The sequence below is a fragment of the Alloscardovia venturai genome, from assembly GCF_042676605.1.
GTDB classification, from domain to species: Bacteria; Actinomycetota; Actinomycetes; order Actinomycetales; family Bifidobacteriaceae; genus Alloscardovia; species Alloscardovia venturai.
The window spans coordinates 59,054-82,105 of the sequence record NZ_JBHTHQ010000022.1; the positions used below are offsets into that span (position 1 = coordinate 59,054).

Sequence of the window (23,052 nt, forward strand, 5' to 3'; positions counted from 1 at the left end):
GGGAGGCTTTCTGCATAGACTAGCAGCTAAAATCGCTCGACGTAAACAGCACCGTATATCGGCGATGAGATATAGATGAGATATAAATAAACCCCATAAATGCATAAGTCAACTAGTTGAGCATTTATGGGGGAAACGAAATTCTCTCAGGAGGGGCTTGTAAAAAGCTTAAGATCTTATCTGAGAGTCCTTATACAATCCGATTTTAATAGCGGTCAGAAGTACATATGCCTCACGAGGGTCGGTAGCATCCCAACCTGTCATTTGCACAGACTTCTTTAGACGGTAACGAATGGTGTTAGGATGAACCTTCAGTACCTGAGCCGTCTTCTCAAGAGACGAACCAGAGAAGAGATAATTCTGCAAGGTAGAAAGAATCTGAGTCTTGCGTTCGTCGTTCTTCATAGGTAGATAGACTTTGTTATATAACTCATTTTGAGCATCTTCATCGCCGAAGAGTGCTCTCTCAGCGAGGAGATCCTCAGCACGCATTGGATTTGGATGCTCAGGATACGCAAAACGTGCTTTAAAACCGTTGACAGCAGCACGTAACGTCTCTGACGCACCTTCCAAACGTGGGCACTTTGGACCAAAGCACACGAGAGGAATGGTGTCAAACAGTTCTGCCATAGCCTCGAGATATGGTCCGCGAGAAGACTGAGGGCCCATGCCGATGAGTACGATGGTGTAGTCGTCATGAGAAGAGATGCATGCCTGTCCACCGAGGCTCAGTACTGCGGAACGTAAGTCTGCCTGTACGAATCCAGCTCGCAGATTGCTTCCATCCTCAAATATACCGACGAGTGCAAAAAACTCCTCATTCGGCTGCCATTTGAAGTTTGCTACACGAGACTGCAACGAAGGGGAGTAGTCTTGGTTGAGTAGAGATTCAATGATAAATGCTTCGTCACGAGTATCCCAAATGCTTCGCGTCACTGCCACACGACCGTAAATCTGCGCAGCAGAGAAAGCGACTTCACGTGAATAATACATAGCAGAACGAACGTAAGCTGCTTCATCTTTTTTGCCGACAAACTGAGAGATGTTGTCCTCGATAGTATCTACGGCAATGCGTGTAGTTTCGATGACGTTATCCAAAGAAATCTGGTTTGTCGTCTCTAGAGGAGCAAGGTTAAAGAGATGATCTGCGGAAATGGATTGATCGGATTCGTCAGGATTTTGTTGGTAATTTCGTGCGTATGTAATGTAATCAGTTACCGCGGTAAGCACGATTTCGTGGAGATAATGTGCTTCGTCTGCGCCAAGATTGGAATACCAGTTAGTTTCCTGATTGACACGATCCATTGTTTTGTTGACAATAAACTCTACAGCCTCACGAGCGTGTGAATCGAGTTCTTCGAGTTGCGGGGAATTCACCATTGGATACTCGTTTTCTTCCTTTAGTACGTTCGGCTAAAAATTGCAATAAGTATGATTATATACCAATTTTTTAGAATATTCCAATATGACGAGTGAGTATGATAGTTCGAAAAACGCGTATTATCTCTTATTTTGTAGAAAACTTCAGATTTTGAGCGATAATTACTGCAAAAATTGCTTTTATACAGTCACCTAATACAAAAATGAAACTTGCATTCATGAGAGGAACCCATGGCGTGTGAGTGAGAAAACTCTGAATGGTCACTCCAAAAATATAGAGGAAGGCTATGCTTCCTACGGCGAGAGAGACAAATAGAGCTGCTGTGTAAGCAAAGTAAGGAATCTGCGCCTTCTGAGCAGCTTGTGCGAAACCTTGTATGAAACAATGTGAGATGACAAACGCCGGAATGAAACCCCAGATAAATCCGGCGCTTGGCCCGATGAGTGCTGCTGTACTCACGCCACCTGAAAAGACAGGAAGTCCGAGTGCGCCAAGTGTGATGTAAGAGCCCAGAGCAGTGATACCTTCTGCTTGTGATAGGTAGAAAGCTGCAAGCATGAGAACGAATGTTTGCATAGTAATACCTACCGGTGTGCCGGGAACGGGGATTCTTCCTGCGAGTCCAGCTGCAATGAAGAGTGCAACAAATGCGACGGTCTTGAAAACGTTAATATGTGCAAAGAAATTAGTGCAATATGCTCTAAAATTTGTGAAAGCAAACAATGTTATCTCACTTTCGATTACGAGTGATGTCTATGAAATATATGGATGTACTATACAAATAAAGAATGACAAAAATCTCAGAGAAATCTCGAAATGACCGAAAATAAACGAAATATATTTTATTTTCCTGTGTTTATAAATTACTGAAATCATATTCTATTGTGAAAGCATACAAAACACGCGCGAGAAATTTTGTGGATTTTCCTATAGTTATTTTAAGAAAAAATTGGTAACTTTGTATAAAGTCGTTAGGAGTGTGAGTGGAGTATATTCGAAAGTCATATGCGGGGGTATCGTGTCCGTGGTGGCACTATGCCGAAGTCGAATCCACGAATACTCAAGCAGGAGATATCGTGCGCGATATAACTGACGTGGAGGATAGCGCCGATTATGATGCGGTGCGCTTTGTCGTAAGCGCTGATAAGCAGACTGCAGGGCGTGGACGCACGGGGCACCAGTGGGTGAGCGTTCCGGGTATAAATTGCGCCGTATCGTACATTTGTGAGTTGAGCCAAGAGTGGTACAACGCCCACGGTACGTGGATTTCTACAGTGGCTGGTTTATGTGTAGCGCAAGCAGTGGAATCGGTGTATAAGCTCGACGATATAAAGCTTAAGTGGCCCAATGATATTTATGCTAAAGGACGGAAACTCGGCGGAATCCTTTGTGAGGTAGTAGAGCGAGACGATGCTCCTGAGAAGATCTTTGTCATCATCGGTATCGGTATCAATATCGAAGCAGCTCCACGTATTGAGGCTAATTATGAAGCTACATGCATACGCGAATTAGCTGAACTGGCTGGAGAGATGGCCACTATAGACAGTGCGAGTGCAGACGCCCTCATCGTACGCATTGCTGGACAACTTAATAAGTTTTTCAGTAGTGACAATGAAAAGAATTTACATGCTGTAGATACTATGCACACTTTCCGCGAGCAAGCGCTGCGGCGCAGCTACACCGTCGGTAGGCGAGTAGTGGTCCGTCGTGTGGATAGTACAGAAATTTTTGGAAAAGCTGTAAACATTGGACTCGATGCGTCGTTGGAAATTCTCGATGATTCCACACGTCAAAAAGTGAATGTGCGTGTGGGCGACGTAGGAATTCTGCCGTAAAGCCGGAAGTATCTGAAAGTACTGCGCACAACTTTGATGAACTCTGTAAATTCCACACAATTTCCAAGGAAGAAGCTATGAAGAAACTGTTGATAGCAAATCGAGGTGAAATCGCACTTCGCGTCATACGTACAGCCCAAGAAATGGGCATTGCTACTGTGGCCATTTACTCTGACCAAGATCGCAATTCACCATATGTATCTATGGCAGACGATGCGTATCATCTGCCGGGAGATACGTATAACGAAACATATCTCAACGCAGAGCGCATTATTGAGATTGCGCGTAAATCTGGCGCTGAAGCTATCCACCCGGGATATGGTTTTCTCTCGGAGAATTCAGAGTTCGCTACGCGTGTAGCTCAGGAAGGTTTGACATGGGTAGGACCTCGCCCCGAAGCTCTTGACGAGTTGGGGGACAAGATTACCGCTCGTCGTTTTGCAGTGCGCGCGCGGGTTACTCCTGTGCCAGGTCTTTCGGAGCCAGTCAAAGATATTCACGTGCTCATTGACTTTGCGAATGCATACGGATACCCCGTCATGATGAAGCGGGCTGATGGCGGTGGCGGACGTGGCATTACGGTAGTGCGCAACGAAGATGATTTGCGTGCATTCTTCATGAGCCATGACTCTTTGCAAGGTGGAGACCTCGATAAGTACTTTATCGAAAAGTTTGTTGCTCAAGCACGCCATGTGGAAACTCAGTGCGGGCGTGACAGTCATGGTCAATTCACAGTGTATTCAACGCGTGATTGCTCAGTGCAACGCCGAAATCAGAAGCTCGTCGAAGAAGCCCCAGCGCCTTTCCTTATCCCTGATGTGGAGCAGAAGTTGCAGACGTTCTCACAGCGTCTCTTCGACACTGCTGACTATGTAGGATTGGGCACCTGTGAGTTTATGGTGACCCCACATAACGACGTGTATTTCCTTGAGGTAAATCCACGTTTACAAGTGGAGCACACTGTGTCTGAGGAGGTGTGTGGCATCGACTTAGTACGTGAGCAGCTTGTCATCGCTGACGGAGGGCACATTACTCAGGCTCCTCATCCTCGTGGTCACAGTTTCGAACTTCGCATCACGTCTGAGGACCCTTCTAAGAATTTAGCTCCTGGGTCTGGCGTGGTGGAGAGTATACATTTCCCATCAGGACCTGGTATCCGCGTTGACTTTGGTGTGGCTCAGGGAGATACTATTTCTCCAAAATATGATTCAATGATGGGCAAAATCATTGTTACTGCGTCAAATCGTGACAATGCGATTGCCCGAGTGCACCGTGCGTTGAAGGAATTTTCTCTTACTGGAATTTCCACGCCAGTAGCTTTGTATGATGAGATCTTCTCTCATGATGATTTCACTGCACACGGTGTATCGGGACAATTTAATGTCACGACAAAATGGTTGGAAAATACATTCTTAAACCAGCAGGCGCACTCTACTCGCGCAGGACAACCACAGAGTGTCGTTAATCGTGCTCCAAACTCGATAGAACCAAGTGAATTGGGCAGTTCTCATGGGAATACTCAACTTGGTGCTCATTCGTCGACGAATACGACGTTCTATGTGGAAATTGACGACAGGCGCATGAAAGTGTCCGTTCCTGAATACGTCATCGCAGCAGTATCGACATCGCATCGTCCACTATCTACTCGTAAATCCCAGCCGCTTCGCGGTGCAAGTCTGACCACTGCTCCTTCATCTTCGGCCTCTCATAATGATTCATCTGTTAGCTCTAATGGCGAGATTAAGGCACCAATGCAGGCAGTGGTAACGCGCGTTAACGTCGCCGTTGGACAAAAGGTGGAGAAGGGCGACCTTCTCGTCGTTCTTGAATCTATGAAGATGGAGAACTACGTGTATGCACCACTGGCAGGCGTAATTTCTGAAATTTATGCGGATCCAGCCGATGGAGTGGACGCAGGGGAAGCGTTGCTCAAGATGGACCTGACAAATCATGCGGAATCTAAAACAGACCAAAAGTCTACTCAAAAAGATGAAAAGAATAAGGAGGCGTAAGTGGTAGCATCAACAGATCTTGATTCACTTGAGCTTGCCTCATCTGCAGTCATCGCGGCGGATACTCGGCAGCCTCTTCGCGCTGAAATTGCGCGTGCAGCACGCCTTGCTCGCGATAGCGAAGACCATGCGCGCGCTCGACAGCATCCCAAGGGAAAGTTTACTGCGCGAGAACGCTTAGACCTACTCTTCGACGATGGAAGTTTCGAAGAGCTTGGGCGCTTTGCGGGCGGAAACATCAATGCTGGTATAGCCGGCTCCGCGGTCGTGACTGGTTTCGGCACAGTACGCGGGCGCAAAGTGGGCGTATATGCGCAGGATTTCTCGGTGCGTGGCGGCACTATGGGGCAGGCTGAGGGAGAGAAAATTTGCCATTTACTCGATATGGCTATGCAGCTCCATGTCCCTGTCGTAGCACTGATCGACTCAGGTGGTGCGCGTATTCAGGAAGGTGTCGCAGCTCTTACGCAGTATGGTCGTATCTTCAAAAAGACATGTGAAGCATCTGGCGTTATTCCGCAAATTTCTCTTATTCTAGGTCCGTGCGCGGGTGGGGCAGTGTACTGTCCTGCACTGACCGACATTATCGTGATGACGAAGGAAAATTCCTACATGTTCGTCACTGGTCCTGATGTAGTAAAGGCAGCCACTGGTGAACAAATCTCCATGGATGAGCTTGGAGGTGGATATGTCCATAATGCTACTTCCGGTGTAGCGCACTACCTTGGTGAAGATGAGGTGGATGCAATTGACTATACGCGCACGCTTTTGGCGTATTTGCCAAGTAATTGTGACGAGGAAGCGCCTCGCTATGCGTACTCTAACGGGCATGTGGAGGATGAAGCTGCAAAACGTATCAGTACCATCGTGCCAGACAACGATCGTCAGCCGTATGATGTCGTCGACGTCATACGATGCCTTGTTGATTATGGCGAATTCCTTGAAGTGCATGAACTTTTTGCACAGTCAGTCGTCGTAGGTTTCGCATGTATTAAGGGACAGAGTGTAGGCATCGTGGCAAATCAGCCTGCTGTCCGCGCTGGCATCCTTGACGTAGATGCTTCAGAGAAACTTGCTCGCTTCGTGCGACTGTGCGATGCGTTTAACATTCCTGTCATTACTCTCGTGGACGTTCCTGGTTATAAGCCAGGTAGCGATCAGGAGCATGCGGGAATTATCCGCAGAGGTGCAAAAGTCATCTATGCGTATGCCAATGCTGAAGTTCCACTTATCACCGTTGTATTACGTAAAGCTTTTGGCGGCGCATACATCGTGATGGGTTCAAAATCAATGGGAGCGGATGTCAACTTTGCGTGGCCAAATTCTCAGATTGCAGTTCTTGGCGCACAAGGTGCTGTCAACATCATTCATCGTAAAGAGCTTCGTAAAGCTCAAGATAATGGAGAAGATGTAGCAGCGGTGCGAGCACGTTTGGTATCTGAGTATGAAGAGAGCACAGTTAATGCAAATCTTTCGCTAGAAATGGGAGAGATTGATGCCATGATTGATCCAGCTCAGACACGTGAAACTATTGAGCGTTCGTTAGAGATGCTCAAGGCGAAAAAGAGCGTACGTCGTTACCATAGGCGCCACGGAAACCAGCCTTTATAAAACGTTCAAAGTGTCATAAAAACACAGACTTTACTGACTTACACATATACACAGATAAAGGAAGAAATAATGTCAGATTCCCTCATGAAAAGATTTGAAAGCGAACCTTTTGCTCTCCTCTTTGGCGGTCAGTCTACTCCATGGACCAATGCGCTAGAGCAACTCAAGGCAAATCCTGCGCTGTATGAACGTGTAGAAAAATTTATGGCTGATGCCAAGGCGCGTGTCAGCCCTGTCGCCGCTGAAATTCTCGCTGTGGCAGGCAAGAGTATCGATGTGATGAGCTATGCTAGCTCGCAACCGGTCTTAGGTAAAGCTGCAAATGCGATGGTATCTGTACCAGGCATTACCGCTGCTCAGCTTGGGGCGTTGCTGGATATGGTGGACTTAGGGCTGAATCTGTCTTCGTCTCAGCTCGTCACTATTCAGGGGCATTCGCAGGGCGTGCTCGCGGTAGAAATTGCGCGCGTTATCGCTGACGTCCACAGTGGGAAGTGCGATCAGGAAACAGTCGATAAACGTATCGTAGAGATTCTGGCTATCTCCTTCCTTATCGGAGTTGCTAGTACTCGTAGCGTACGCATGCAGCAAATTGAAACGACCAGCAATGCAACGCCTATGCTCTCCATTAAAGGCGTCACAAGACGTCAAATCGATGAACTTATCTCTCGTGTCGAGAATGCGCGTGGGCCAGTATCTGTAGCCGTGAAGAATTCTGCTACTCACTTTGTGGTATCGGGATATCCGACCGATTTGATGGCTGTATATAACGAGGCTCGTAAAGAACATGACCATCAGGCAGCTTTGCGAGAGGCAAAGGTGCGTGGAGGCTCGGTCTTTGACCCTCAGATGGAATATTTGGAAGTTACCGTTCCATTCCACAGCCCGCTGATGAATGATGCCGTAGAACTTGTCGAGCAGTGGGCGGTGGCCAGCGACATCGACGGTGCATATGCACGTTCCTTGGCGCAGCATGTACTGGTAGACCATGTGGACTGGGCGGCAGATATTAACGTTGCTTTGAAGGCTGAGGGGATTAAACCATCGCAGCTGTGGTTCGTAGATATGGGTCCTGGCGCGGTAATCGGCAAGCTTACTGCTGCCATCGTCGAGGGTAGTGGTGCAGGTATCGTCAGCGCTGCGACGCCGGAAGACCGTGTGACGATTATCACTGAAGGCACGCAGTTTGCTCGTACGACGGATTGGGCACAGTTTGCTCCACGTGTTGTTAAGACTGGGCGCGGGCATCGTGTGACGACAGCATTTACGAAGCTGACTGGCCGTGCGCCTGTCATGCTTGCGGGTATGACGCCTACTACTGTCGAGCCTGAGCTTGTTGCAGCAGCGGCGAATGCTGGGTACTGGGCTGAAATGGCTGGTGGTGGCCAGGTGACGGAAGCTGTGTTTGATAAGCACATGGCAAAGCTTGATGATCTTCTTGATGAAGGTCGTGCTATCGAATTCAATACGATGTTTATGGACCGCTATCTGTGGAATCTTCAGTTTGGTTCACAGCGTATTGTCTCCAAGAAGCGTGCTTCCGGTGCTCCTATCGATGGTGTCATTATTTCTGCGGGTATCCCTGAATTTGATGAAGCCGTAGAACTTGTCAAGAATTTGCAGGCTGATGGTTTCCCGTACGTCGGTTTTAAGCCTGGCACCGTTGATCAGATTGAACAGGTCATCCGTATCGCTCAAGCTGTCGCGCCAACTCAGATATTGATGGAAGTTGAAGGCGGCTCTGCTGGTGGACACCACTCATGGGAGAGCTTGGATGACCTCTTGCTGACGACGTACGGTGAAATTCGTGAGAATAAGAACATTATCCTTGTCGTCGGAGGCGGTATCGGCACTCCTGACCGTGCAGCAGACTACATCTCCGGCGATTGGTCCTTGGCATATGAGCAGTATGCTATGCCTGTAGATGGTGTGCTCATCGGTACGGCAGTGATGACTGCGAAGGAAGCGCATACTTCTGAACAAGTCAAGCAGTTCCTCGTCGACACTCCAGGCATCACGGATATGGTCGAGAACGAGGACCCATTTGCTCCTCGTAGGGAGCATTGGGTACCAGCAGGTAAAGAAGTCGGAGGTGTCAGCTCAGGTCTTTCTCATCTTCATGCAGATATTTATGAGCTGGAAAATGCTTCTGCTCGTGCTGGGCGTCTTATCGCTGAGGTGGAGAAGAACCCTGAGGAGCTCATATCGCGCCGAGATGAAATTATTGAGGCTATCAATAAGACCTCAAAGCCATTCTTCGGTGACCTTGCCGCTATGACATATCAGCAGATGGCTGAGCGTTTTGCGGCCCTCAGCTACCCGTGGGTTGACCCAACGTATGTCGACCGTTTCTTGCATGTACTCCAGCGTATTGAGGCTCGTACTATCGCACAGGATAGAGGCGAATTTGAATCTATCTTTACCAGCACAGCGGATGTAGAAGATCCTGCAATTGCGTTGAAGAAACTCAAAGAAGCATATCCAGCAGCTTCCACGATGACCGTCACTCCAAGTGATGTATCGTGGTTCCCGACACTGTGCCGCGAGTACCCTAAGCCAATGCCATTCGTGCCTGTCATTGATGGCGATTTGCTTCGCTGGTGGGGTCAGGACCAGTTATGGCAGTCTGAAGATGCACGATATAGTGCAGACTCTGTACGTATCATTCCTGGGCCGATTTCTGTAGCGGGCATTACGACTAAGGACGAGCCAGTCGCTGATATTCTTGCTCGATTTGAGCATGCATGTGTAGAACGTGTGGAGAGTGAAGATACCTCTGATGTCGAAGAGCAGTACTCTGAGCTTAACAATTCCAAGACTCCTCAGGACTTTATCCGCAATGCGCCGACTATTTCGTGGGTCGGCCATGTCATGGACAATCCAGCCTACAAGTCCACTGCTGAAGAGGGATTCTATGAAATCACACCAGTGGATGAGCCGGGAACTGTGAGTGAAGATGGCTGGATGCGCTTCGACCTTGATATCCATCTGGATACATATTGGGATAATGATGCTGATGGTGGCGTGACTAAGCATGCAGTGCGTGATATCGTCGTTCCTCTGAACGTCAATCCTCGTCAGCCAGAGCGTATGCCTATCGTCGACGGTGAGCGTTTATCTAAGCATGTATTTGCAATGCTTGCTGCAACTGCTGGCATTGGAAATACTGCTATCACTGGTGACAAGCTTGAGGCGATGCCACAGATTATCGCTCCAACGGATGAACAGAAGGAATCTGAGCCATTCGGTCATGCACTGGCGTCGTATACGCTGAGTGCAAATCTTGGAATGGATCATATGGTTGCGACAGGTGGTGCGTTGCCAGACAACCTGTCTATGAGCCGCATTGCTCCAGACGCACTTGTTGGTCCAGCATGGCCAGCAATTTATGCTGCCTTGGGCTCGGTGTATATCGGTACGATGCCGATTATCGAAGGCCTGCTCAATGCTGTCCACCTCGACCATCAAATTGCACTTCGCGTGACTCAAGCAGAACTTTTGGAACATGTGGGTGAAAAGATTAATGTGCGCAGCTGGTCAGAAAACTACGCTGAGTCTGCATCTGGTCGTGTAGTCACCATTCACGTACAGCACACTGCGAATGATGGCACGGTACTCGCTGACGAAGTAGAGCGATTTGCCATCCGTGGCCGTGCGTATTCCAACGCGCTTCCAGAGCCTGTGGCTCCGTATGGCGGCGTAGAGGGCGATATCGCTCATACCGCTCGTCGTCTCCTTCGCCGAGTGAATGTCGTCGCTCCGGATGACATGACAGCGTTTGCTCGTACTTCAGGCGACTTCAACCCAATTCACACATCTGTGAGAGGTGCGCGTGTCAGCGGTTTGAGCGCTCCGCTGGTTCATGGCATGTGGCTGTCTGCTACAGCTCAGCATGCTGTCCAAGCAACGGATGCTAAGGGTAACCATTGGGAAATTGAAGGATGGACCTACGCTATGTATGGCATGGTCCAGCTTGGTGACGACGTTGAAATTTCCGTAGAACGTGTCGGAAAAGTAAAGCGTGGCGGTCTCGTGCTTGAAGTGACATCACGTATTAATAAGGAAATCGTTTCCGTTGGTACGGCTATTGTGCGTGCGCCAGAATCTGCGTATGTGTACCCAGGTCAGGGCATTCAGGCTAAGGGCATGGTGCTCGATGAGCGCGCTATTTCCCCTGCAGCACGCGAAACATGGGAGCGCGCGGACAAGCTTACACGCGAAAAGCTAGGCTTCTCGATTTTGGCTGTGGTGCGTGATAACCCAACTGAACTTACTGCAAAGGGAGTTACCTATCGTCATCCAGAAGGCTTGCTCAACTTGACGCAGTTCACTCAAGTCGCGCTCGCTACCGTGGCATTTGCACAGAGTGCACGTATGCGTGAGGCTGGAGTTACCTTTGAACCTGCATACTTCGCAGGCCACTCCTTGGGTGAGTATAACGCATTGAGCTCCTTCGCTGGAATTATTCCATTGGAAACAGTTCTTGAGCTTGTTTTCCATCGTGGCTCAACAATGCATCATCTCATCGAGCGTGATGAGAAGGGACGCTCTAACTATCGTATGGGTGCGCTTCGTCCAAATCAGTTCGGCGTCACTGACGCGACGGTGAAGGATTACATCGCACAGGTAGCTCAAGAATCTGGCGAATTCTTGCAAATCGTCAACTTCAATTTGGCAGGTTCACAGTATGCTGTGGCAGGTACGATTGCAGGTCTTGAATATCTCAATCGTGATGCTTCCGCGCGTGCTGCAGCTGCCGGCGGTAAGCGCCCGTTCATGTATGTTCCGGGCATTGACGTGCCATTCCACTCGACAAAGTTGCGCTCTGGCGTTCCAGAATTCCGTGACAAGCTCGATGCTTTGCTCCCACAGTACATCGACTACTCTGTGCTGGAAGGTCGTTATATTCCAAACTTAGTAGCACGACCATTTGAGATGACGAAGGACTTCGCTCGCTCCATTCTTGAGGTTGTACCATCTGAGCGTATCCAAGCAGCTTTGGATGACGATGCGGTATGGGAGTCTTATGCGGCAGATGACCAGAAGCTTGGACGTCTGCTCTTGACTGAGTTGTTGAGCTGGCAGTTTGCTTCTCCAGTACGCTGGATTGAAACTCAGGCTTTGCTCTTTACGCCGAAAGAGCAGGGCGGACTTGGCGTAGAAAACTACGTAGAAGTCGGTCTAGGTAAGTCTCCAACATTAGCAAACATGGGTGCCCGCACGTTGAAGCTACCTGAGTTTGATGGTGTGCAAACCGCTGTATATAACGTAGGCCGTGACGAATCTCGTGTGTATCTCACTGACTCTGATGCTGACTCGTTGGTTAAGGATACTGAGTCAGAAGTAGAGCCTGAAACTACAAATGGTGCGCAAGATGATGCACAAAGCAATGTGCAAGAGCAGGCAGCACAAGCACCTACATCTGGATCCGCATCTGCGTCTGCGCCTGTACCGACAGCTGCGGCAGTACCAGCGTCACCAGCGGTAAGTGCTCCGGCAGGTGCTGCGCCAGCTGCGGATATCGAGTTTGGTGCCCCAGAAGCTATCTCGACGTTGCTTGCTTATGCTGGCAAGATCCGTCCAGACCAGATTGGTGATTCAGATACCACCGATACGCTGACCAATGGTGTATCTTCGAAGCGTAATCAGCTCTTGATGGATATCTCTTCCGAACTCCAAGTAGCGAGCGTGGAAGGTGCTGCTGAAGCAACCGTTGGCTCTTTGATGGGCATCGTCAGGGCTGCAGCTCCTCACTACAAGGCATTTGGTCCAGTATTGTCCGATGCGATTCGCGAACGTTTGCATGCGCTCTTTGGTGCGGCAGGTGTGAAGTCTGCACATATCGCCAAGCGTCTTGAGTCTGCTTGGGGACTTGGAGATGGTTGGGTAGCGGCAGTTACAGCTGACATCCTCCTTAATACTCGTGAAGGTGCTTCTTCACGTGGCGGCGACCTTGCAACTCTTCCTACGGCTGCGGTCTCTAATGCAGCTGGTGCAGATGCTCTCATCGATCAAGCTGTTCAGGAAGTAGCAGCAGCTCGTGGGGTAGCAGTAGCTATGGTATCTGCAGGGTCTGGGGTATCTGGCTCAGTAGTGGACTCTGCGGCACTCAATGAATTTGCTGAGAAAGTTACTGGTGAAAATGGTGTCCTAGCTCAGACAGCTCGTTTTGTACTCCAGCGTATCGGAGCAGCTCCTGAACCTGCTCGCGAAGAAGAAGATGAGAATGCGGCAGTCATCGAAGCTGTGGAAGCGGAACTCGGCAGTAACTGGGTCAAGCAAGTAGCTCCTCGATTCGATGAAGCTAAGGCAATTCTTTTCGATGATCGCTGGGCAAGCGCTCGCGAAGACCTCGCGCATATTTATTATGACGGTGATACTTCTGCCATAGATAATAATTTCGAAGGCGCGGGTAAAGCAGTTGCAGATCAGGCAAGCTGGTATGCAAAGCGTGCAAATGGTGATGGCAAGACTGAGCTTGCGCAAACCTTTATGGACATCGCTGCTCGCGCTGAGCACAAGATTGCCCCAACGGATAAGCAAGCTGCGTTTGCGAATGACGTTGCGGTGGTAACGGGTGTGTCTGCGCATTCTATAGCGGGCGAAGTTGTGGCAGGTCTTTTGGCTGGTGGTGCTACCGTTATTGCTACTAGCCATAGCTTCAGTCCACAAGTCAAACAGTGGGCTAAAGACATGTATCGCACGCATGCTGTGGGTGGCGCGAAGCTCTGGCTCGTTCCAGCAAATCTATCTAGTTTCCGTGATGTTGATGCTCTTGTGAAATGGGTAGGCTCTGAACAGAAGGAAACCCACGGCGCAGATACGACTGTGGTCAAGCCTGCTCTTGCGCCAACGCTGTTCTTCCCATTCGCTGCACCTCCAGTACACGGTACGCTGTCCGACTCGGGTGAGCTCTTCGAGTCTCAAGCTCGTCTGATGCTGTGGGGAGTTGAACGTGCTATCGCAGGATTTGCTCCACTTGGTACAGACAATGACATCGAACATCGTATCCATGTCGTCCTTCCGGGCTCTCCTAATCGTGGTATCTTCGGAGGCGATGGAGCTTATGGTGAAGTCAAGTCGGCGTTTGACGCTATTGTGACCCGCGCTCATGCAGAAAAAGATTGGTCTGAGCACGTGTCCTTCGCTCACCCTCGTATTGGCTGGGTACGTGGTACTGGTCTCATGGGTGGCAATGACCCACTCGTAGATGTCGTAGAGTCTCGTGGCATTCACACCTACACCACTGAGCAAATGGCTGATGAGCTCTTAAAACTCAGCACTCGCGAAGCTCGAGAGCGGGCAAAGGTTGGAGCTTTGAACGTTGATTTGACAGGTGGTCTTGGCTCAGAACCGCTCGATATCAATGAACTTCGTGAAGAAGCTCAAGCTCGCGAGATGGCAGCACAAAATACTGATGATGAAACAAACGAGATTTCAGCACAGAGTGTAGCGAAGACAGTCTTGAAGGCCCTTCCAACTCCTGTAGTGCCGACACAGGCTTCTGTTCATGCGGCTGACTGGACAGAGGTTACCGCTAAGCCAGAAGATGAAGTTGTCATCGTCAATATTGGTGAACTCGGTCCGTGGGGCTTTGGTCGCACGCGTATGCAGGCAGAGCTGGGCATTACCTCCGACGGAAATGTCGACTTGAATGCTGCTGGCGTATTGGAACTCGCATGGAACATGGGACTTATCTCATGGTCTGATGCTCCGAAACCAGGCTGGTATGATGCAGAGAGCAACCTTGTACCTGAGGAGGAGATTTATGAGCGATTCCATGATGACGTCGTAGCACGTTCTGGTATCCGTCCATTTGACGAGGGTATGGGTCATGACTATGCACATGGTACGAATGAGGATGCTGCAGAAGTCTTCCTCGACCATGACATCACTTTCAGCGTGGCAGATGAAAAGACCGCTCGTGAGTACCTTGATATGGATGAGGCACACACTCACATCGCTCGTGATGAGGAAAGTGGCGAGTGGACAGTAACGCGCATGAAGGGCGCATCTGTACATGTCCCACGCCGTACGACGATGACTCGTACCGTTGGTGGACAATTCCCAGAAGGTTTTGACCCAACGCGCTGGGGCATTCCAGCTTCCATGGTGGGTGATGTTGATCAGATTGCTCTATGGAACATTATTACCGCGGTCGATGCATTCCTTAATGCTGGCTTTAGCCCTACAGAAATCTTGCAGTCTGTGCATCCATCGCAGGTAGCATCTACTCAGGGTACCGGTTTCGGTGGCATGTCGTCCATGCGCAAGCTCTATTTGGATCGTTATCTGAATAAGGAATATCCAAGCGATATCTTGCAAGAAGCACTGCCAAACGTCGTCGCTGCACACGTCATGCAGTCTTACATCGGCGGTTACGGCGACATGATTCAGCCGGTGTCTGCATGCGCTACTGCAGCAGTATCGGTGGAAGAAGGCTTCGACAAGATTAAGCTGGGCAAGGCTGACTTCGTCGTCGCAGGTGCAATCGATGATATCGGTACGGAATCGGTAAATGGTTTCGGGTACATGAATGCAACTGCAAACTCTCAAGAGATGTATGGCAAGGGAATTGAAGCTCGATTCTTTAGCCGTGCTAATGACCGTCGTCGTGGTGGATTCGTAGAAGCTCAGGGTGGTGGTACCGTCCTGCTCACTCGCGGAGACATCGCGCTTAAGATGGGACTTCCAGTTGCTGGCGTGATCGGCTATGTCCGTTCCTTTGCAGATGGTGCTCACACTTCCATTCCAGCTCCAGGTCTTGGAGCATTGGCAGCTGCTCAAGGTGGCACATCGTCTGTCCTCGTGCGCGAACTTGCGAAGTTGGGCGTATCTGCAGACGATATCGCCGTGGTATCCAAGCATGATACGTCGACGAATGCCAATGATCCGAATGAGTCTGAACTCCACAACACCGTTGCTCATGCCATTGGGCGCTCTGATGGGAATCCGCTCTTCGTGATTTCTCAAAAGAGCCTTACTGGTCATGCAAAGGGAGGTGCAGCAGTCTTCCAGATGCATGGATTGACAGATTTGTTCCATACGGGAATCGTGCCTGCAAACGCTGCTTTGGACGTCGTTGATCCAAAACTTGAGCGTGATGACCACATGGTCTGGTTTAAGAAGCCTATGAATATAGCTTCCACAGGCCACGACGTCAAAGCTGGCTTGGTCACTTCTCTCGGCTTTGGTCACGTATCAGGCTTTGTCGCAGTGGTTCATCCAGGTGCTTTTGAAGCGGCCGTGCGTAACGAGAATGGTGAGCAGGCTCTCGCCCAGTGGCGAGTAAAGGCGAATGCTCGCTTGGCTGATGGCGCTCGTCACTTGGCAGAAGGCATGATGGGGCATGCTCCACTCTACGAATCTATCGATAATCGTCGCTATCACGAGGACAAGCGCAGATATGATTCTCATGAAGTTGAGAAGGCTATGCTGCTTGACCCATCAGCACGATTGGGCGAAAGTGGTTACTTTGAGAAGTAGGAAGTAAGTATCTGATTAATAGATGAGGAAACCTCGCTGATTACTGATGAATCGGCGAGGTTTCTTTTTATAGGAATAGATGAGAATCTGTTTATGAAAATAATGCTTCTCTTTTAGCTATGACAGTAATTCTCGAGAAAAAGCGAAGGGTCAAGCCTTTAGCGTTTGAGTAAATCTCTGCACAAGCCAGTGGACCCGCGTACTACCAATTCAGGGTCAAATGTTATGACATTGCGTTCACCCAAATGCGAAGAATCGCTCATCATAGTGAAGAGTGTGTTGACAGCAGATTTTGCCATGGCGGTCACGGGCTGGCGCAGAGTAGTAAGTCCGGGAGAAGTGTAACTTAGCTGCGGTGAATCGTCATAACCTATGACGGAAATATCCTCAGGCACGCGTATTCCCTGAGCCTTGAGTGCTTTAATTGCTCCAAGTGCGAGAGCATCGGAAGCGCAGAGAAGAGCTGTCACTCCGTTATGTGCGAGGCTTACTGCAGCGTCTCGCCCTGATTCAAAACCATAGGTGGTCCAGATGGTATCCACGACTTCAACCTTGTTCTCCTGAGCAAACTGCAAGGCTGCTTCGTATTTGCGAATGGAAGGGTAGTGATTGTTATCTCCACACAGGAGTGCAATTTTGGTGTGCCCTTGGCTCATCAGCAGACGCATAGCCATGTCAGTTCCTAGAGCATCATTGGTACGCACAGTCGTGCCGAGCAAGGCGGGGTCGGAATCATTGATGAAAACTTTCGGAATGCGACGTTCGTCTAAAAGTCTATATATGCTATGGTCTCCGCCTCGGGTATCATAATGCCCCGCAAGGAAGATAATACCGTCGATTTGGCGGTTAAGTGCCATGGTCAGGAGGGACTCTTCTGTAGCACCTCCCAGTGTATATGTACACAGTAGAGGCAGGATGTTCCTCTGCGCTAACTGTGTGGAAATAGCTGTTGCAAATGCTGGAAAGATTGGGTTGTTCATGTCAGGGGCGACAAGTGCCACGTCATGTGAAGTAGTGCGAGTCATTTCACTTAATGGCATGCCCAGTTCTGTCATAGCCGCGGTAACTGCTTGTCGTGTAGCCTCAGATACTCCAGGTTTGCCGTTGATGACACGAGATACAGTAGCTTGGCTGACTCCTACTTTGTGAGCAATATCCGCAAGAGTTTTCATTCAATCTCCAGTGTTTAAAGAGCAGTTCGCCTAATTTATGTACTGATATACAACGATATCGGGAAAAGAAATTTTACGCAAACTTTGCGTAAGTAGTTAATAAAATTAAAGAGAATGACGAGAAACTATGCAAAAAACGTATTTTTTACCTAAAATATTTAGAAAATTAAAACTATTTATTGTAGTTATTTGGAAAATAAAAGAGGGGGATTTTCAGGAATTCTTTGAATTGCTGTGAATCGCGACACTGTAGTATACGTGCAAAGATTGCGCAAACTTTACGTAAATGTTATTCTATTGATTGACATCAAGAAGAGAAACTTGGCGAACTCAGTAGTTTAGTAGTTTCTTTTGCTTGGCGAATTCAAGGATGAATTTAAGGAGAATTGAATATGAAGAAGCGTTCTAGTGCCACTGTCGCGCTCGCGGCAAGCTGTGCGGCGGTTCTTGCTATGGCAGGTTGCGGTGCAAATTCTGGAAATGCTACGAAAACTGCTGATGGTAAACCAATTGTCACTGTCCAGGTCATCAAAGATGCTCGCCTAGGAAAAATGAGTAGCTTAGGCTGGGTTAAAGACCTTGAAGCTGCGTGCGGATGTAGCATTAAGTGGCAGGAGACTGCGGCATCGTCATGGGACCAGGCAAAGGGAGCACAGCTCGCTTCGGGAGATGTGGCTGACGTAACTATCGGCGGCTATGGTACAGGCGACATCGCGCAGTATAGCTCTTTGTTTATGGATCTCAATAGCCATCTCAAGGATATGCCAAATCTTTCGAAAGCTTTCAAAGATGAGCCTTATGGACAGGTGGTGTCCACTCAGGCAGATGGCAAGATTCAAGGTACGCCAAATATTGCTCCTACGCGTGAGTCTAACTCGTCTAATCACTTATTTATCAACAAGGTATGGCTTGACAAGCTCGGTCTTAAGGTTCCGACCACATGGGATGAGTATGAAGCCGTGCTCAAAGCATTTAAGACGGGTGATCCTAATGGGAACGGCAAGGCAGACGAAATCCCTCTTGATATGAACAAGCCGGATACTGACGGCTTTGGGTCGTTCCAGATGAATATTTTCCTGACATCGCTAGGCATTCCTCTGTCTTCGCATGCAGCAGGTACTGTCGGCATGTATGTTAAGGACGGTAAGGTACATAACTATTTGACGGATAACCGCTATAAGCAGACCATTCAGTTCCTTCATAAGTTGTGGAAAGATGGTGTCATTTCCAAGGACGCTTTTACACATGACTGGTCTCAGTACACTAGCACGGCAAAGGGTGACCAGAAGACTGCCGTTGTAGGTTCATCTGTGATGTGGACTCCGGATGATTTATTTGGCACGGCTTTGGGCAATCAGTACATCACGATTCCAACATTGAAGGCTTCTGCAGATCAGAGTGAGAAGACAGTGTGGTCCTTCAACGGTGATGATTTGAAATATCAGGCAAATAAGGCAGTTATCAAGGCAAAGCCTGCGAACCTAGATGCAACCTTGAAACTCGTTGATGCGTTCTACAGCCCAGATATGTCTATTCAGATGACATACGGCGCATTTGGCACGTGTGTGAAGAAGAATGGCGATAAGGATTACACTGTCCTTAAGCCAACAGACTCTACTAAGAATGCGGGTGACTGGCAGTTTAGCCATGCTCTTGCAGATGGTGCGCCGGTCTATCTTTCGCGCGATATGAAAGTCAAGATTGAGTCTGAAGAAACCGGTGTCGGTGAAGTTGATGCTGTCTATAACGATGATTACGCAAATATGAATATGAATACAGATGTGCTCTATTCCAACATGCCTGTCACGTCGAAACAGCAGGAAACTTTGACTGCTAATGCTACGGGTCTGACCCAAATCACCATGTCAAACTTTGCTAAGTGGGTCACAGAAGGTGGCGTGGAGAATGAGTGGGACGCGTATCAGAAGACGCTGAAGGATAACAAGCTCGACGAAGATATCAAGATTCAGCAGGACATCTATGACAGTTATAAAGCTCGCATGGATAAGCTTGGCGTAGACTTGAATACTCTTGTCGGCGCACAGCACTAAAACATCACATTCTCGTATATAATCTCTCTGGCACACACGAACCCGATCTGAAGAAATCCATACTTATGGCGCTTTTAGACCGGGTTCTCGTATGCTAGGGCACCTTTTTCATTTTTGGCTAATAATTTATGGACTAAAGGCTTGACAAATGGCAGTTTTTACAGATACTGATACACGTGACGATGAACGTGCAAAGAAGCGTGGCATCATCATACTCATAGCGGCAATCGTTGCTGTCGCTTTTATAGTATGTCTGGCTGTGTGGGGAGTACGTTCTTTGGAGGATTCACACCAGAAAATTGCGGGGGAGTACGTGGCTGAGCAGTCTCAATCTTCGTCTCATGCACAGTCTGGGAACGGGGGAAGTGAGCAGTCTCGTACGCAGAAATCACAGGGGTCGCGGAAAGCGCAGGAAAGCGACTCACAAAAAGAGCAGAAAAAAGGTACTTGGAAAAAGTCGCAAAATTCTCGAAAAAAAAGCGCAAAGAAACGTACTTATCGTCATCGGCGTGATGGTAGTCAGCGCGGCTCGGGGAAGGTGTCACCTCATCACGACGGCGATACGCATCCGCACGAAGTGAAGGCTGCTGATCCTGTTGTGTGGAATTATGACAATCGTGCCATCAAAGATACTAAAAATTCCATAGCCAATGACCAGGTGCGCCAGTCGCCATTCTACTCAGTACAACTTCGCAACACTGATAGCGCTAAGACTTTCAACTCCTTTACTTACCTATCTATTCCTCGTGGTGGCTTGGGAAAGCAAGGTTATACGGGTGAAGACGGCGCAGATTTTGCATATGATAATGGTTTCACGATGAGTTGGTCGAGCTTTGTGTATTCACACGATGTGTGGGTTAATGTTTCTTTGCAAACCGGTGCAAAAATTTCTCGTGCAAGTGACGTGACTATTCGTCCTACCTCTTTGCACTTTGCTAAGAAACTTGTCAACGACCATACTGTTGCAATTAAGGTGCCGTTTAGTCAGAACGGGTATCGATTTTCCGTCGAATTCGCATCTGAGCAGACGAAGGTATATGCCAACGGTGCAACGGGTGCTGTCACTGCGTATAATGTGACTGCTGACAAAGAGAGTAAACTAAATGCCGCCAAGGACTATATTGAGACGGAACCTCGAAATTCTATGATGGTTTTTGCTCAACCACGTGTTGAGGGCACTGCTGAAGGAGCTGCAACTATTCCTACTGCTCGCGATGGCGTTATTCAAGTCATTGAGCCCGGGGAGTTTCCTACTCATCTGCGCAAAGATACAGAAATTATTTATCTGAAAGCAGGCGTGCACTGGATGGGGTCTCGCCGTCAAGCTGAGCTTGGCCCTCGAGTTCGTTGGGTGTACTTTGAACCAGGCGCATTTATGAAGGGTGCTTTCTACTTCACTGGAAGCCCAACGGTCACAAACTATAAGATGACGGGCTATGGTGTACTTTCTACTGAGCAGTATGGTTATGAGACGTCTACGAAGAATAATTTTAAACATCGTCCAGATTCAGATAGTAACTGTTGGGACTCGTGTGTGAAGCCTATGCGTTTTACCTCTGATGCACAGCAACAAACGCTGGATATCCAAGGTGTAACGGTGAAAGAACCGTCGTATCATTCGTTCGTTATGTATGCCTATAAGCCTGCGGATGCGGTCGGTACTGCTGCGGCTGACTCCACATCTGGCTCTACAAGTTCTGTGAGGAAATCTCACACACTGCGACCTGAGGGGAGTGAAGATACGTTTGCGCTTCATGTGCGCAACTATCAGCAGGTTGGCGCATGGTACTGGCAGACTGATGGCTTGGAATTGTATACAGGCTCGACGATGAAGAACTCTTTCATTCATTCCAATGATGACGTGATTAAGCTCTATCATTCACATGTTTCCGTAAAAAATACGGTCGTGTGGAAGAATGAAAATGGTCCGGTATTCCAGTGGGGATGGGTTGGTCGCGATATTGATAATGTAACCGTAGAAAACACAGATATTATTCATTCTCGAATGTACTGGGGTGGCAATGATAATATGTGTGTCTTTAATTCAGCAGGGGATTTGTGGGGCGGCACTCATCAGGAGAGCCCGTCACCGTCCTGGATGGTGCAAAACATGACTATTAGAAATACTCGCGTAGAAGATACTGTCAATTGCGGTATACGAATCACGAGTCTTGGGTCGATGCGAAATGTCACCATCGATGGCTTCTATGTCCACGCGTGGACCGATCAACGTGCAGATCTTCAAAGGTCTACTTTCAGCGTGGCAAAGAGCGCGTCAGGAAAGTACGGAAATGTAGGCGATACAGGCAAAGCAAACGGCTTGAACATCCACAACTATTTTGTCGGTGGACAGGGCGTAAGTTTTGCTGATGAAAACTGGCAGGCAGATCAAATCGGCAAACTCGATTTTGGCAAAGGTCTTGCGGGCAAATGGTCTCTCAGCTATGATGGTCAAGCTCAAGGTGATAAGCCTCAGCTATCCTTCGATGAATTTAGTGATGGACAGATTGTCTCTTCGCGTGATATTGAGCTTAAAGGCTCGGCTACTCATGCGCAGAGTGTACAGGTGGATGTCAATGGAAAGACATCAGCTGCGAAAGTCGTGAACGGAAAATTTGTGATTTCACTTCATCTTGATAAAGTGACAAATACTGTACGCGTTGTTGCTCAAAGCTCATCGGGCGTAAAGGCGGCAAAGTATCTCACTTTGATAGCTTACGGCTCTCGAATTGGCGGTATTACAGATCCTCAGGGCGATGACAACGGGCCGGGTTCCTATGTCTACCCTACGAATAGCTCTTTTGCAAAGGGCAACTTCGATATGACTCAGTTTGATGCTTACGATGACGGGGATAGTTATAATTTCGTAACATCACTTGCATCACCTGTTTATAATCCGTGGGGTGGTAGGGGCATCTCTACTCAGCAAGTTAACATTTATCTGCGCGATGGCAAGGCGAACGACAACGATATCACAGCGTTGCGCCAAGGTACACAAACTTACGTACATGGTACGTGGAAGTATGTCGTCGTAGTTGATGGTCGTTACATTCCTGGTGTCTACACTCCTCGTGGGAAAAAGATTGCTGACGTAGAGATTAGCTCAGTAGATAATCGCATTACGGTGAGTGTGCCAAAGTCTGCATTTTCAGGACTTGACGTCGGAAAAGCCAAGTATGAGGTGTCCATGTACTCGTCGTCAGAAGGCAGCGAAGGTATAGATAATGTGCGTCCGGTGTACTCGCTCTCGTGCTGGAATGGTGAAACTGCGAGCTGTCCTAACTTTATCAAGGAGTATCGCTTTGGTGGTGCGAAGGGGAATCATAAAGATGATAGTCCGTTTATCACAGATACAACTGCCTCGAATGCTATCGATATCATCTCTGGTGACGTGCAAATGAACGGTACGCAGGCTCAGATAATGAGTCTTAACCATGATAAAATAGTGGTTCCTTACGTTACATTGCATAAGTAATCTCCTATCTCAATCTCCCCAAGCTCCTG

At 48.6% G+C, this 23,052-nt stretch carries 9 protein-coding genes; 6 read left to right on the forward strand and 3 right to left on the reverse strand.

Annotated elements, in window-relative coordinates; genetic code table 11:
• Positions 1-168: 168 nt before the first annotated feature.
• Entirely contained in the window at positions 169-1,380 is a 1,212-nt protein-coding gene (locus ACFQY8_RS07360; protein WP_377939280.1) for a PucR family transcriptional regulator, read from the reverse strand.
• Positions 1,381-1,507: 127 nt separating this feature from the next.
• Positions 1,508-2,104 (reverse strand): biotin transporter BioY, encoded by a 597-nt coding sequence (locus tag ACFQY8_RS07365; protein ID WP_377939282.1) that lies wholly within the window; start codon positions 2,102-2,104, stop codon positions 1,508-1,510.
• Between the two features lie 260 nt (positions 2,105-2,364).
• Between ACFQY8_RS07365 and ACFQY8_RS07370 the strand changes: the two genes are divergently transcribed.
• The 4 genes from ACFQY8_RS07370 to ACFQY8_RS07385 all read left to right on the forward strand — a co-directional run bounded on the left by ACFQY8_RS07370 (position 2,365) and on the right by ACFQY8_RS07385 (position 16,325).
• A complete protein-coding gene (locus ACFQY8_RS07370; RefSeq protein WP_377939283.1) occupies positions 2,365-3,216 on the forward strand; it encodes a biotin--[acetyl-CoA-carboxylase] ligase in 852 nt (283 codons plus the stop codon).
• 77 nt (positions 3,217-3,293) lie between these two features.
• On the forward strand, positions 3,294-5,228 hold the full coding sequence (locus ACFQY8_RS07375; RefSeq protein ID WP_377939284.1) for an ATP-binding protein: 1,935 nt from the start codon (positions 3,294-3,296) through the stop codon (positions 5,226-5,228).
• 51 nt (positions 5,229-5,279) lie between these two features.
• Positions 5,280-6,839, forward strand: a complete 1,560-nt coding sequence (locus ACFQY8_RS07380) for an acyl-CoA carboxylase subunit beta (protein WP_377939303.1) — start codon at positions 5,280-5,282, stop codon at positions 6,837-6,839.
• 69 nt (positions 6,840-6,908) lie between these two features.
• Entirely contained in the window at positions 6,909-16,325 is a 9,417-nt protein-coding gene (locus ACFQY8_RS07385; protein WP_377939286.1) for a fatty acid synthase subunit beta domain-containing protein, read from the forward strand.
• Between the two features lie 158 nt (positions 16,326-16,483).
• On the opposite strand, the gene ACFQY8_RS07390 is transcribed toward ACFQY8_RS07385, so the two are convergent.
• A complete protein-coding gene (locus tag ACFQY8_RS07390) occupies positions 16,484-17,497 on the reverse strand; it encodes a LacI family DNA-binding transcriptional regulator (RefSeq protein ID WP_377939288.1) in 1,014 nt (337 codons plus the stop codon).
• 392 nt (positions 17,498-17,889) lie between these two features.
• Here ACFQY8_RS07390 and ACFQY8_RS07395 point away from each other — a divergent pair, with 392 nt between their 5' ends.
• Together ACFQY8_RS07395 and ACFQY8_RS07400 are read left to right on the forward strand one after the other, a co-directional pair.
• The gene (locus ACFQY8_RS07395) at positions 17,890-19,548 is read left to right on the forward strand and encodes an ABC transporter substrate-binding protein (protein ID WP_377939290.1); all 1,659 of its coding nucleotides are present in this window, start codon (positions 17,890-17,892) and stop codon (positions 19,546-19,548) included.
• Between the two features lie 148 nt (positions 19,549-19,696).
• Positions 19,697-23,023 (forward strand): glucodextranase DOMON-like domain-containing protein, encoded by a 3,327-nt coding sequence (locus tag ACFQY8_RS07400; RefSeq protein ID WP_377939291.1) that lies wholly within the window; start codon positions 19,697-19,699, stop codon positions 23,021-23,023.
• Positions 23,024-23,052 lie beyond the last annotated feature (29 nt).